Here is a 13,229-nt window from a genome sequence, read left to right as displayed (position 1 = left end):
CGCTAGGTCAGTGGCACCGGCTCGAGGATTTCGGCGCGCGCCTCGGGTGCGCTGGCGCGCAGCGCGTCGGCGGAGGCGTCGTCGGGCTGGGCCTGCGAGAGCACCTCGGCCTCGACGCGGGCGACGTAGGTCTCCACCTCGCGGTCCACGTCGGCCGCCGACCAGCCCAGGATGGGCGCGACGATGTCGGCCACCTCGCGGGCGCAGTCGACGCCCCGATGCGAGTACTCGATGGCGATGCGGGTCCGTCGCGCCAGGATGTCCTCGAGGTGCAGCGCCCCCTCGGCGGCGGCGGCGTAGGCCGCCTCGACGCGCAGGTAGCCCGGCGCGGCGGCGATCGGGTTGAGCAGGTCGCGGCGCTCGCCCGCCATCGCCAGCACCTCGTTCATCAACGACCCGTAGCGGTCCAGCAGGTGGCGGACCCGATACGGGTGCAGGCCTTCCTCGGCGCCGACGTGTTCGGTCTGGTTGATCAGCGCGAAGTACCCGTCGGCGCCCAGCAGCGGCACCTTCTCGGTGATCGACGGCGCCACCCTGGCCGGAACGTATTGCGCCGCAGCATCAATCGCGTCCTCACCCATCACCCGGTAGGTGGTGTACTTGCCGCCGGCGATCGCGACCAGACCCGGGGCGGGCACCGCGACCGCGTGCTCGCGGGACAGCTTGGACGTCTCGTCGCTCTCCCCGGCCAGCAGTGGCCGCAGCCCGGCGTAGACGCCGTCGATGTCGTTGTGGCTCAACGGAGTAGCGAGCACGGTGTTGACGGTGCCCAGGATGTAGTCGATGTCGGCCTTGGTGGCGGCCGGGTGCGCGAGGTCGAGATTCCAGTCGGTGTCGGTGGTGCCGATGATCCAGTGGTTGCCCCAGGGGATCACGAACATCACCGACTTCTCGGTCCGCAGGATGATCGCCACATCGCTGACGATCCGGTCCCGTGGCACCACGATGTGCACGCCTTTGGAGGCGCGCACCCGAAAACGCCCGCGCTGCTTGGACAATGCCTGAATCTCGTCGGTCCACACCCCGGTCGCGTTCACCACGACGTGGCCGTGCACGTCTGTGACGGCGCCGTCCTCGGAATCGCGCACCCGCACGCCGGTGACCCGGTCACCCTCGCGCAGTAGCGACACCACCTGTGTCGACGACCGCACCACGGCGCCGTAGTGGGCGGCGGTACGTACCACCGTCAACGTGTGCCGGGCGTCGTCGACGACGGTGTCGTAGTAGCGGATTCCACCGATCAGCGCGCTGCGCTTCAGCCCCGGCGACAGCCGCAGGGCACCGGCCCGCGTCAAATGCTTCTGCGCGGGAACGGATTTCGCGCCGCCGAGTTGGTCGTAGAGCATGATGCCGGACGCCACGTAGGGGCGTTCCCACCACCGGTTGGTCAACGGGTAGAGAAACGGGAGCGGCTTGACCAGGTGTGGCGCGAGCGTGGTGAGCGAGAGCTCGCGCTCGAAGAGCGCCTCGCGGACCAGTCCGAATTCCAGCTGCTCGAGGTAGCGCAGTCCGCCGTGGAACATCTTCGACGAGCGACTCGACGTGCCGGAGGCGAAGTCGCGAGCCTCGACCAGCGCGACCTTGAGGCCGCGAGTGGCGGCGTCGAGCGCAGCTCCCGACCCGACCACTCCGCCGCCGATGACCACCACGTCGAACTGCTCGCTGCCGAGGCGGTTCCAGGCCGCGGCGCGCTGTTCGGGTCCGAGAAACGAAGCCGGATCGCTCACGGCACAGGTCTCCTGTCGGTTACTCGCCAGTAGGTCGCTGGTCCAAGGCTACCGGGTCGGTATTAATCCAGGTCATCGTGCGCCATCAGCCTGCGCGCCGCCTCGGTGATCGATCCGGACAGCGAGGGGTAGACGCTCAGCGTCTGCGCCAGATGGTTGACGGTCAGCCGGGTCTGTACGGCCATCGCGATCGGCAGGATCAGCTCGGAGGCGATCGGCGCCACCACTACCCCGCCGATCACCACGCCGGTGGCCGGACGGCAGAACAGCTTCACGAAGCCGTGCCGCAGGCCGGACATCTTGGCCCGGGCGTTGGTGCGCAGCGGCAGCATGATCGTGCGGGCCTGGACCGTCCCGTCGTCGATGGCCGATTGCGGGACGCCGACGGCGGCCAGTTCGGGCCGGGTGAACACGGCGGCGGCGACGGTACGCAGCCGGATCGGGGTGACGGCCTCACCGAGCGCGTGCCACATCGCGATGCGGCCCTGCATCGCGGCGACCGAGGCCAGCGGCAGCAGCCCGGTGCAGTCGCCGGCGGCGTAGATGTTGGTCACCGGCGTGCGGGACACCCGGTCGACGGTCAGGTAGTTGCCGGGCCCGAGTTCGATGCCGACCCGGTCCAGGCCGAGGCCGCCGGTGTTGGGCACCGACCCGATCGTCATCAGCGCGTGGCTGCCCTCGACGGTCCGGCCGTCCTGCAGTGTGACCAGGACGCCGTTGTCGGTGCGGGTCACCGAGTCGGCGCGGGCGTTCTTGACGAGCTGCACGCCGCGTTCGGCGAAGATCCGTTCCAGCACCTCGGCGGCGTCGGCGTCCTCGTAGGGCAGGATCTGGTCGCGGCTGGCGACCACCGTCACGTCGACGCCCAATTCCGTGTAGGCGTGCACGAATTCGGCGCCGGTGACGCCGGAGCCGACCACGATCAGGTGCTCCGGCAGCGCGTCGAGGTCGTAGAGCTGCCGCCAGTTCAGGATGCGTTCGCCGTCGGTGCGAGCGGTCGGCAACTCGCGGGGGCTGGCGCCGGTGGCGATCAGCACGACGTCGGCGTCGTAGATGGTGGTGCTGCCGTCCGGCGCGGTGGCCTGGACACGGTGTGCGGCCAGGCCCGGTGCCGTGTCGACCAGTTCACCCTTGCCCTCGACGACGTCGACGCCGGCGCCGAGCAGTTGCGCCTTGACGTCAGCGGACTGCTCGGCGGCGAGCCGCTTGACGCGCTGATGGATCTCCGGCAGGGAGATCTTCGCGGCTTCGATGTCGACGCTGAAGCCCAGGTGCGGCCCGCGTCGCAATTCGGTGCGCACGCCGGTCGAGGCGATGAACGCTTTCGATGGGACCACGTCGAACAGCACGGCGGCACCGCCGATGCCCTCGGAGTCGATGACCGTGACGCTGGCGCTGCGCGCTGCCGCGATGAGCGCCGCCTCGTAGCCGGCCGGTCCTCCACCGATGATCACGATGCGGGTCGCCACGTCAACAACCTAGCCCGGCGACGATGCAGCCGCTCAGCGGCTGAGGAGAAGCCGGGCCATCAGCCGAGGAACGTTGCGGATATGCGCCGCGTCTGCGGACGCCGTTTAAGATTTCCCCGTGCCGCTCTACGCCGCCTATGGCTCGAACATGCATCCGGAACAGATGCAGCAGCGTGCACCCCATTCGCCGATGGCCGGAACCGGCTGGTTACACGGCTGGCGGCTGACTTTTGGCGGCGAGGACATCGGCTGGGAAGGCGCGCTGGCCACCGTCGTCGAGGACCCGACGTCGAAGGTGTTCGTCGTGCTCTACGACATGACCTCGGCCGACGAGAGCAACCTCGACCGCTGGGAAGGCTCCGAACTCGGCGTGCACAAGAAGATCCGCTGCCGGGTCGAGCGCGTCGCATCCGACACCGACACCGACCCGGTGCTGGCCTGGCTTTACGTGGTGGACGCCTGGGAGGGCGGACTGCCCTCGGCGCGCTACATCGGCGTCATGGCCGACGCCGCCGAAATCGCGGGCGCGCCAAGCGATTACGTGCACAAGATCCGGACCGGACCGGCCCGCAACGTCGGCCCGGGTCACGGCGAATAGCGCCGTAGTCCCACCCGCCCCACCAGTCCCCCGCCGGTCGGGGCACTCGATGTGCCCGCCTTCGAGCGAAAATCCGGAGCGCCGACGGTGAAATTCGCTACGAGGCGGGCACAGCGGTCATGCCGACCGCGCTGTGACGGGAGTGAAAGCGCTAGCCCAGGGCCGCGGACTGCTCGACGATGTTGACCATCAGTCGCACCCCGATCCCCAGCGCTCGCTCATCGAGGTCGAACGTCGGTTGGTGCAGGTCCAACTGAGGACCGTGGCCCGGCCACACCCCGAGGCGGGCCATCGCGCCGGGCACCTCCTCCAGGTACCAGGAGAAGTCCTCGCCGCCGCCGGACTGTTTGGTGTCGGCCAGGGCTTCCGGGCTGATCGCCTCGATGGCGTGGGTGAGGATGCGCGTCGAGACCTCTTCGTTGACCACCGGCGGCACGCCGCGGTTGTACCGCAGGTGGTGCTCGACGTGTAGCGGGTCCAGCAGCGACGTCACGGTCTCGCGGACGATGGCCTCCATGCCCAGCCAGGCCTCGCGGCTGGCGGTGCGGACCGTGCCGTCGAGCGTCCCGGTCTGTGGGATCGCGTTGGCCGCGACGCCCGCGTTGACCGCGCCCCACACCATGATCGTGCTGTTGCGGGGATCGGTCCGGCGGGACAGCACCCCGGGCAGCCCGGTGATCAGCGTGCCCAGTGCGTAGACCAGATCGCCGGTCAGGTGTGGCCGCGACGTGTGCCCACCCGGTGACGAGAGGCTGATGTGGATCATGTCGGCCGCCGACGTGATCGGCCCCGGCTTCACGGCGATCTTGCCGACCTCCAGGCGGGGGTCGCAGTGCAGCGCGAAGATGCGGCCGACGCCGGACATCGCACCCGCGGCGATGGTGTCGATCGCGCCGCCGGGCATCAACTCCTCGGCGGGCTGGAAGATCAACCGGATCCCGATCGGCAGTTCCGGCGATTGGGCCAGGGCCAACGCCGTGCCCAGCAGGATCGCGGTGTGCCCGTCGTGGCCGCAGGCATGCGCGGCGTTGGGCATCGTCGAGGTGAACGGGAGCGCCGTGCGTTCGGCCATCGGCAACGCGTCCATGTCGGCCCGCAGCGCGACCCGCGCGTCGCCATCCGGGCCGAGGTCGCAGGTCAGCCCCGTGCCGCCGGGCAGTACCTTGGGGTTGAGGCCGGCCTCGGCCAACCGCTCGGCGACGAACTGCGTGGTGGCGAATTCCTGGCGCCCCAACTCCGGGTAGCGGTGGATGTGCCGCCGCCAGCCGACCAGGTCGTCGTGGTGGCCGGCCAGCCAGGTGGTAGCGAGATCCGACAGGCTCATGAGGCCACCCGCTGGGCATGCGCGGCCAGCACCCGGTCGCGTTGCTCGCCGCACTCGGCGAGGTGAACCACTGTGCGCGCCAACATCATCGCGCCGTCGAGCACCGCCTTGTCGGCGCTGGGACTCGCGGCCGCCGCGGCGAAATCAGGCTGATGCAAAGACGCGCCACCGGCATCGACCGCGACCATCGGGTGGATGCCCGGCAGCAACTGGGTCACGTTGCCCATGTCGGTGCTGCCCAGCGGCAGGGCCGCTTCCAGCGCGGCGTCGACGGGGGCGCGGCCCAGCCGCGTCATTTCCGCGCGAACGGTGTCGGCCAGCCACGGATCGGGCTTGAGCGCGTCGTAGATCGGCTCGGTTTGTTCCACCGCGTAGTCGCAGCCGGTGGCCACCGCGCCGGCCAGAAAGCAGTTGTTCACTTTGGTTTCCAGGTCGGCCAGCGATGTCGCGTCGGTGGCCCGCAAGGTGTACTGCAATTCGGTCCGCCCTGGAATGACGTTCGCCACCTGCCCGCCCTGCGTGACGATGCCGTGCACCTGCTGCCCCGGCGCCAGTTGCTGGCGCAGCAATCCGATCGCGACCTGTGCGACGGTGACCGCGTCGGCGGCGTTGATTCCCAGGAACGGCGCGGCTGAAGCGTGGGATTCCTTGCCGCGGTAGATAACTCGCACCGCGGACAAGGTCAGCGAGCGAGCGGCGGCGATGTCCACCGGGCCGGGATGCACCATCACCGACACGGCCACGTCGTCGAACACACCGGCGTTGAGCAGCAACACTTTTCCGCCGCCGAACTCCTCGGCCGGCGTGCCCAGCAGCGACACCCGCAGCCCCAGTTCGTCGGCGACGTCGGCCAGCGCCAGCGCCGCCCCGACCGCCGAGGCCGCAATGATGTTGTGTCCGCAGGCGTGCCCGATCTCGGGCAGCGCATCGTATTCGGCGCAGATGCCGACGGTCAGCGGGCCGCTACCGAAGTCGGCGCGAAAAGCGGTGTCCAGTCCCCCCGCAGCGGCGGTGACGTCGAAACCGCGCTCAGCGACCAGTGTTTGAGCCTTGGCGCAACTGCGATGCTCGGCGAACGCCAACTCCGGCTCGGCGTGAATCGCATGCGACAGCTCGACGAGGTCGGTGCCGCGACGCCGCACCGTGTCGTCGACGCGATCCAGCGCCGGGGTGGAAGCCATCGTCGCAGTATCTCACCGCCGGTCGGGCTCCCACCGCGGGGCGCGACCCAGATGGGCGACGATGCGGTCGAGGTCACTCCCCGAATCAGACGCCGCTACCGCCGGGCCGAACGGCGCGTTCGCGACGGCGCGAAAGTCGCCGTCCGGAACGAAGAGCGCCAACGGCAACGCGGCAGCCAGCACGTCGGCCGGCAATTCGTAGCCACGCCGCAGGCTGCGGGCCACGTCCCAGCCGTGCACGACGTAGTCGATGTAGTGAAAGCCGATCGCCATCGCGCCCGGGAAGGGCGCGTCCGGCGCTAACTCCGGCAGCCGGAACGGCGCCTCGAGCACGTCGCCGGCGAAGGCGTCGAGAACGTCGGCGGCGGCCGCGGCGTAGGCACCCGCGGGATCGGCCAGCACCTGCGCCCTGACGGTCTCGGGATCCCACAACCCAACCTGCGCCCCGTTGCCGCGGGCCGCGGCGGCAAAGCCGAGGTGCTGGACGGTCATGTGTGCGAGTAGCTCGGCGAGATCCCAGCCGGTGCAGGGGGTGGGCCGGGCCAGGTCCTCAGCGGTGACTTCCGAGACGACGTCCACGGACGTCTGCACGACAACGTGGTGCAACGGGCGGAGGTCTTCGTTCGTATGCATTTGCTTATCGTATGTACGCGCATACGATATGTCCAGCTCTATCATCACCGGATGGCGCGCAGGGCATCTCGTCGGGACCTCGCGGAGATGCTGGCGGAACTGGGCCGCCAGGCCGTGGCGGCCGAGCTGCCCGTGCTGGAGTCGCACGGATTGTCGATGTGGGGCTACGTCGTGCTCACCGCGTTGGACCGCTCCCCGATTCGCACCCAGGCGGCGCTCGCGAAGGCGATCGGCGCCGACAAGACCCGCATCATCCCCACACTCGACGAGCTGCAGCGGCACGGACACATCGAACGAGCGCCCGATCCCGACGACCGTCGCGCCCGGTTACTCGCCATCACCGAAGCGGGCCGCGCCGTCAAGGACGCGGTGCAGGCGGACATCCAGCGCGGCGAGGAGCACTGGCTCGGGCAGCTCTCCGCCGACGAGCGCAACGTCTTCTTGCGCGTGCTGAACCAACTCAGCGAACGCGTCGCCGATTAGGCTGCCCTCTGTGTATGACGTTCGGCTCGGCCCTGACGCGCTCGCGAGCACCGCGGCACAGTTCATCGCCGACCACATCGGGTTTACCGACCACAGCGTCGCGATCGTGTTGGGATCCGGCTGGGCACCCGCGGTGTCCGCCCTGGGTCGGCCGATCGCGACCGTGCCGATGGCCGAGGTGCCGGGATTCACCCCGCCCTCGGCCGAGGGCCACACCGGCCAGGTGCTGTCGGTGTCGATCGGCGTGCACCGCGTGTTGGTGTTGGCCGGTCGCGTGCACGCCTACGAGGGCCACGACCTGCAGCACGTGGTCCATCCGGTGCGCACCGCCTGCGCGGCGGGCGCACGCGTCGTCGTGCTGACCAACGCCGCCGGCGCCGTGCGCCCGGATTTCGCGGTGGGCCAGCCGGTGCTGATCAGCGACCACCTCAACCTGACCGCGCGGTCGCCACTGGTCGGAGCGCAGTTCGTCGACATGGTCGACGCGTACTCCCCGCGGCTGCGCACGATCGCCCGGACGGTCGACCCGAACCTGGCCGAGGGCGTGTACGCCGGCCTGCCCGGCCCGCACTTCGAGACGCCCGCCGAGATCCGGATGCTGCGCACGCTGGGCGCCGACCTGGTCGGCATGTCAACCGTGCACGAGACGATCGCGGCGCGCGCCGCCGGCGCCGAGGTGCTCGGCATATCGCTGGTCACCAACATGGCCGCCGGAATCACCGGCGGGCCACTCAGCCATGTCGAGGTGCTGGAGACCGGCGCCGCATCGGCGGCGCGGCTGGGCGCGCTACTCGCCGACGTGGTCGCGCGCCTGTAGTGCACCCCACCGAGTGGATCGCTCACGATCCCGACCCGGTGACGGCGGCCGAGCTCGCCGACTGCGACGCGGACGAGCTGGCCGCGCGATTCGCCCGCCCGCTGTCCTTCGGCACCGCGGGCCTACGCGGCCCGATCCGTGGCGGCCCGGACGCGATGAACCTCGCGGTGGTGCTGCGGGCCAGCTGGGCGGTGGCGCGGGTGCTCACCGAGCGGGGCGCGGGCGGGTCGACGGTGATCGTCGGTCGCGACGCCCGGCACGGGTCCGCGACATTCGCCACCGCAACCGCCGAAGTGTTTGCCGCCCAGGGTTTTTCGGTGACACTTCTGCCCCATCCGGCGCCGACACCGGTGCTGGCGTTCGCGGTCCGGGAAACGAACGCCGCAGCCGGAATTCAGATCACCGCCTCGCACAATCCGCCCGCCGACAACGGTTACAAGGTCTACCTCGACGGCGGCATCCAGATCGTCCCTCCCGTCGACCGGGACATCGAAACCACCATCGCCGCAGCGCCGTTCGCCGACCAGATCGCCCGCACCCCCGTCAGCCCCACCGACGCGGGCCTGCTGGAGCGCTACATCGAGCGCGCCGCGCGAGTCCGGCGCGGCACCGCGGGCGCGATCCGCGTGGCGCTGACACCCCTGCACGGCGTCGGCGGGCAGGTGGCCGTCGAGACGCTGCGGCGCGCGGGCTTCGACGACGTGCACACGGTCGCCGCCCAGTTCGCACCCGACCCGGACTTTCCCACCGTCGCGTTTCCCAACCCCGAGGAACCGGGCGCCACCGACGCGCTGCTGACACTGGCCGCCGAGATCGGCGCCGACGTGGCGATCGCGCTCGACCCCGACGCGGACCGATGCGCAGTCGGCATCCCGACCCCGGCCGGTTGGCGAATGCTGTCCGGTGACGAAACCGGTTGGCTCCTCGGCGATTACATCTTGTCGCAGCTCGACACCGCGCACGCCGTGGTGGCCAGCACGGTGGTGTCGTCGCGCATGCTGGCGGCGATCGCCGCGCGGTACGGGGCGCGGCACGTGGAGACGCTGACCGGTTTCAAATGGCTGGCCCGCGCCGACGCCGACCAGCCCGGCAGCACGCTGGCGTATGCGTACGAGGAGGCCATCGGACATTGCGTCGACCCCGAGGCGGTCCGGGACAAGGACGGGATCAGCGCCGCGGTGCTGGCCTGCGACCTGGTCGCGACGCGCAAGGAGGCTGGCCGCCCGGTGCTCGATGCGCTCGATGACCTGGGCCGCCGCTTCGGGTACCACCTCGGCGGCGCGGTATCACGTCCGGTCGCCAACGCCGACGAAGCCGCCGCGCTGATGCGCCGCCTGCGATCCGACCCGCCCGCTCGAATCGCCGGATTCGACTGCACGACAGAGGATCTAGTGCCGCGGACCGATGCGCTGCTCTTCACCGGCGGCGACGACGCCGCAACGGCCCGGGTGGTAGTGCGGCCGTCCGGGACCGAGCCGAAGGTCAAGTTCTACCTGGAAGCCTGCTCGGGCGAGCGCCGTCGCGCCACCGCGCTGCGCGACGAGCTGAACGCCGCCGTCCGCGACTGGTGATCCTCAGCGGGGTCCGAATTGCCGGTCGCCGGCATCACCGAGCCCAGGCACGATGTACGCGTCGGCGTCGAGACCCCGGTCGACGGCCGCGGTGAACAGCCGCGCGGTCGGTGCCGCGTTCTCCAGCGCCGCAACACCTTCCGGCGCCGCGACCACGCACAACACGGTGATGTCGTCGGCGCCGCGACGCTGCAGCAGCGCAACGGTGTGGGCCATCGAGCCGCCGGTGGCCAGCATCGGGTCCAGCACGATCACCGGCCGGCCGGCCAGATCGCCCGGCAGCGACTCCAAATACTCTGTGGGAAGGGCGGTCTCCTCGTCGCGAGCCACACCGACGAATCCGACCGACGCTTCCGGCAGCAGCACATGGGCCGACTCGACCATGCCCATGCCGGCCCGTAGCACCGCGACCAGCAGCGGCGGGGTGGCCAGCCGCGCGCCGGTGGTCTCGGCCAATGGTGTTCGGACACTGATGTTCTCGCGTGCCAGCCCACGGGTCGCCTCGTAGACCAGCATCAGCGTCAACTCGCTCAGCGCGGCGCGAAACGTCGCACTGTCGGTGTTCGCGTCCCGCAGCGTGGTCAGCCGGATAGCGGCCAACGGGTGATCGACGACGCGCACATCCACGCGTCAGACCCTAGCCCCCTAGGCGCCGAACCCGTTGAAGATGTCGAACCCGTATCCGACGAGGTCGATCAGCGGCTGAGCGGAGATCAGCGGGGAGCCGTCGAAGAGCACGTCAGGCGCCAGCGACGGGAAAGTTGCCGACAGCATCTCGAGCTGGGCGAGAAACATCGTGTCGAGCTGGTTTGTGAAGTCGTAGCCCGACATGAGCGAGTCGACGACGGACGGGGACAGGTCTGGCTGCCCGAGAGCGGAGAGGATGTCGTTGGTCGGGCCGATAATCGTCTGCGCCGCAGCGTATTGCATCCCGGCGAGCATCTGCAGCGGGTCCATCTTCAAGAAGAACCCGGCCACACCGGACTCCATCAGCTGGCCGTACGCATCGACCTGCCACGGTCCGATCGCATCGGTGCCGTTGACGCCGACGAACGGGTCGCCCGGGTTGCCGTAGGCCCAGTTGTTCATCAGCGTCGCGTACGGGCTGAAGCTGTCGTAGAAGAACCGACCCACGGGCCCGCCGTCGTACATGAAGGCCAACGTCGGCAGGGGCGCGGGAATCGAATAGAAGTTGGTGTCGCCGATCTTGCCGAGGTCGATGACGTTGCCGATGTCGAGGTTCACGCCCGCCTCGGGATCCGGGTAGTACGGGTGCACCGTCTGGATGCCGATCAATGCGTTCAGCACCGCGTACAGGTTGCTCGGGTCGGACGGGAAGCTGTTCCAGCCGTCGTACTGGCCGATGAAGACATCGGTGTCGATGCCCTCGGTCGGCGTCGGGCTGAGGTCCAGCGGAATGTTGAGGAACGGAAGATGCGTGCCGTCGGCGAATTGGAAGCGGTCGAGGATGCCGCTGACCACGTTGTTGGGATCGCCGAGCAACGTGACGTGCAGGTTGTCCAGGTTCGGGTTGTTGCTGTCGATCAGTTGGTTCATCCACACGGTGGCAACGGTCGCGCTCTGCGAGTAGCCGAGCACCGAGACCTCGTTGTCGGCCAGAGCCGGGAGGACGGTGGTATTCAGGTTCCCGACGCCCACATCGACCGAGTCGCCAAAGGTCAGGTAGGGCTGGTCGGGCGAGCAGATGATCGGGCAGAACTGCTCCGGTGTGGTCAGTCCGACGAAGGAGTAGCTGTCCGCATTGGGCAGATAGCTGTCGTTGAGATAGAGGGTCTCGACGTTGCCGAGGTAGTTCGAGTCCGGGATCGGGTTGCCGGTGCCGCCCATGATCCAGCCCAGGTTGGCGGCCAGGCCGACCTCGGTGGCCAGGGTCCGAAGGCCGGACTGAACGGCCGGGGTCATGCCGATCGCGGTGGCGCACGCCGCGGCCAGCACTACAGCGCTCATCGAACGGGTCCGGACAGCCGTCGTCATCGGATTCTCCCTTGTCCGCGGACGGCACCCCCGACCCTGCGTGGCTGAATCTTAAACGCCGCACGGCAAATCCACAGGTATTTTTCATTAAAATGCCAGCCGCGGACACCCGCCCGAGCGCGTGTTCGCCGCGGCCCTCGCTATTGTGTGCCGCATGGCTGCTGACCTCGTGCCTATCCGCTTGAGCCTGACCGACGGCGACCGTTACACCGTGTGGGCGCCCCGCTGGCGCGACTCCGGCGACGAGTGGGAGGCGTTCCTGGGCAAGGACGAAGACCTCTACATCTTCGAGTCGCCCGCCGATCTGGCCGGGTTTGTGCGGACCAACTCCGACAACGACCTGGTCGACCACCCGGCATGGCCGGCGCTGACCGAGGCCAACGCCCACAAGCTGGATCCCCCCGAGGACAAGCAGTTCGACCTCGTCGCGGTCGAAGACCTGGTGTCGGACAAGCCGACCGCCGAGTCGGTCGAGACGCTGGCCAACGCGCTGACGATCGTCTCGTCGATCGGGTCGGTGTGCGAGCTGCCCGCGGTGCTGAAGTTCTTCAACGGCAATCCGACGTTGGGCTCGCTCAGCGGCGGCATCGACCACTTCAGCGGCAAGGCCGGACTCAAGCGCTGGCACGCGATCGCCGACGTCGTCGGACGCGGCTGGGACGACGTGCTCAGCGCCGTCGACGCGATCGTCAGCATCCCCGACGTCGACTCCAAGGCTTCCGAAGCGGCGGCGGCGGAACTGGCCGAGCCGTACGAGGAAGAGGTGGCCGAACCGGAGGCCGAGACCGCGGTCGAGCCCGAACCCGAGCCCGTGGTCGACGAGACCGCCCGCGCGGCCGGCGACCCGGTGGTGCTCGGAGCCGACGAGGACTTCTGGGCCAAGGTCGGCATCGACCCGATCCGGATCATGACCGGCACCAGCAACCACTACACGCTGCGGTGCTACTTCGACGATCGACCGATCTTCTTGGGCCGCAACGGAAGAATCAGCGTGTTCAGCTCGGAGCGCGCCCTGGCCCGTTACCTCGCCGACGAGCACGATCACGACCTGTCCGACCTGAGCACCTACGACGACATCCGTACCGCGGCCACCGACGGCTCACTGCACGTCGACATCACCGAGGACAACGTCTACGTGCTGAGCGGGCTGGCCGACGACCTCGCCGGCGGACCCGACGCGGTCGACCACGAGCAGCTCGACCTGGCCGTCGAGTTCCTCCGCGACCTCGGCGAGTATTCCGAGGACACCACGGTCGAGAAAGCGCTGGCCGCCGATCAGCCGCTGGGCACGCTGATCACCTACATCCTCGAACCCGACTCGGCCACAAGCAGGCCCGCGTCCCCATACCTCGACGCGGTCGAGGCGTGGGAGGAACTCGAGCGCTTCGTGGACTCACGGCTCCGGAGCGAGTGACGCCGGGCGCGAAAACG

The 13,229-nt window shown here is 69.4% G+C and carries 12 protein-coding genes; 5 read left to right on the top strand and 7 right to left on the bottom strand.

Features of this window, described 5'->3' with window-relative positions:
- Positions 1-2 precede the first annotated feature (2 nt).
- Together PT015_RS23580 and PT015_RS23575 are read right to left on the bottom strand one after the other, a co-directional pair.
- Entirely contained in the window at positions 3-1,727 is a 1,725-nt protein-coding gene (locus PT015_RS23580; RefSeq protein WP_285187664.1) for a glycerol-3-phosphate dehydrogenase/oxidase, read from the bottom strand.
- A gap of 62 nt (positions 1,728-1,789) precedes the next feature.
- Complete coding sequence (locus tag PT015_RS23575; protein ID WP_285187663.1) at positions 1,790-3,196, bottom strand: NAD(P)H-quinone dehydrogenase; 1,407 nt, start codon at positions 3,194-3,196, stop codon at positions 1,790-1,792.
- Positions 3,197-3,314: 118 nt separating this feature from the next.
- On the opposite strand from PT015_RS23575, the gene PT015_RS23570 reads away from it, so the two are divergent.
- Positions 3,315-3,794, top strand: coding sequence for a gamma-glutamylcyclotransferase (locus PT015_RS23570; protein WP_285187662.1), 480 nt, complete (start codon positions 3,315-3,317; stop codon positions 3,792-3,794).
- Between the two features lie 151 nt (positions 3,795-3,945).
- Here PT015_RS23570 and PT015_RS23565 read toward each other — a convergent pair whose 3' ends face one another.
- Genes PT015_RS23565 through PT015_RS23555 form a run of 3 tightly spaced genes read right to left on the bottom strand, consistent with a single transcriptional unit; the run spans position 3,946 to position 6,932 of the window.
- Complete coding sequence (locus tag PT015_RS23565; protein WP_285187661.1) at positions 3,946-5,118, bottom strand: amidohydrolase; 1,173 nt, start codon at positions 5,116-5,118, stop codon at positions 3,946-3,948.
- Positions 5,115-6,299 (bottom strand): M20 family metallopeptidase, encoded by a 1,185-nt coding sequence (locus tag PT015_RS23560; protein ID WP_285187660.1) that lies wholly within the window; start codon positions 6,297-6,299, stop codon positions 5,115-5,117. Before PT015_RS23560 ends, PT015_RS23565 begins: the two co-directional genes overlap by 4 nt.
- Positions 6,300-6,311: 12 nt before the next feature.
- Positions 6,312-6,932 carry a TIGR03086 family metal-binding protein gene (locus PT015_RS23555; protein WP_285187659.1) on the bottom strand — a complete coding sequence of 207 codons (621 nt, stop codon included), beginning with the start codon at positions 6,930-6,932 and terminating at the stop codon, positions 6,312-6,314.
- Between the two features lie 51 nt (positions 6,933-6,983).
- On the opposite strand from PT015_RS23555, the gene PT015_RS23550 reads away from it, so the two are divergent.
- The 3 genes from PT015_RS23550 to PT015_RS23540 are packed head-to-tail and all read left to right on the top strand — an operon-like array spanning position 6,984 to position 9,803.
- The gene (locus PT015_RS23550) at positions 6,984-7,415 is read left to right on the top strand and encodes a MarR family winged helix-turn-helix transcriptional regulator (RefSeq protein ID WP_285187658.1); all 432 of its coding nucleotides are present in this window, start codon (positions 6,984-6,986) and stop codon (positions 7,413-7,415) included.
- A gap of 10 nt (positions 7,416-7,425) precedes the next feature.
- Positions 7,426-8,232: a purine-nucleoside phosphorylase gene (locus PT015_RS23545; protein WP_285187657.1), complete on the top strand. Its 807-nt coding sequence runs from the start codon at positions 7,426-7,428 to the stop codon at positions 8,230-8,232.
- Entirely contained in the window at positions 8,232-9,803 is a 1,572-nt protein-coding gene (locus tag PT015_RS23540; RefSeq protein WP_285187656.1) for a phospho-sugar mutase, read from the top strand. The genes PT015_RS23545 and PT015_RS23540 overlap by 1 nt, the downstream gene beginning before the upstream one ends.
- Positions 9,804-9,806: 3 nt before the next feature.
- Here the strand turns inward: PT015_RS23540 and upp are convergent, their stop codons facing one another.
- Positions 9,807-10,430, bottom strand: coding sequence for a uracil phosphoribosyltransferase (upp, locus tag PT015_RS23535; protein ID WP_285187655.1), 624 nt, complete (start codon positions 10,428-10,430; stop codon positions 9,807-9,809).
- An 18-nt stretch (positions 10,431-10,448) separates the two neighbouring features.
- Positions 10,449-11,798 (bottom strand): PE-PPE domain-containing protein, encoded by a 1,350-nt coding sequence (locus PT015_RS23530; protein WP_285187653.1) that lies wholly within the window; start codon positions 11,796-11,798, stop codon positions 10,449-10,451.
- Positions 11,799-11,952: 154 nt separating this feature from the next.
- On the opposite strand from PT015_RS23530, the gene satS reads away from it, so the two are divergent.
- Positions 11,953-13,212, top strand: coding sequence for a protein export chaperone SatS (satS, locus tag PT015_RS23525; protein WP_285187652.1), 1,260 nt, complete (start codon positions 11,953-11,955; stop codon positions 13,210-13,212).
- The last annotated feature ends 17 nt before the right edge of the window (positions 13,213-13,229 follow it).

The sequence above is a fragment of the Candidatus Mycobacterium wuenschmannii genome (genome assembly GCF_030252325.1).
Taxonomy (GTDB): Bacteria; Actinomycetota; Actinomycetes; order Mycobacteriales; family Mycobacteriaceae; genus Mycobacterium; species Mycobacterium wuenschmannii.
Note: the sequence above shows the minus strand (reverse complement) of the source record. Positions and strands in the feature narration are given on the sequence as shown.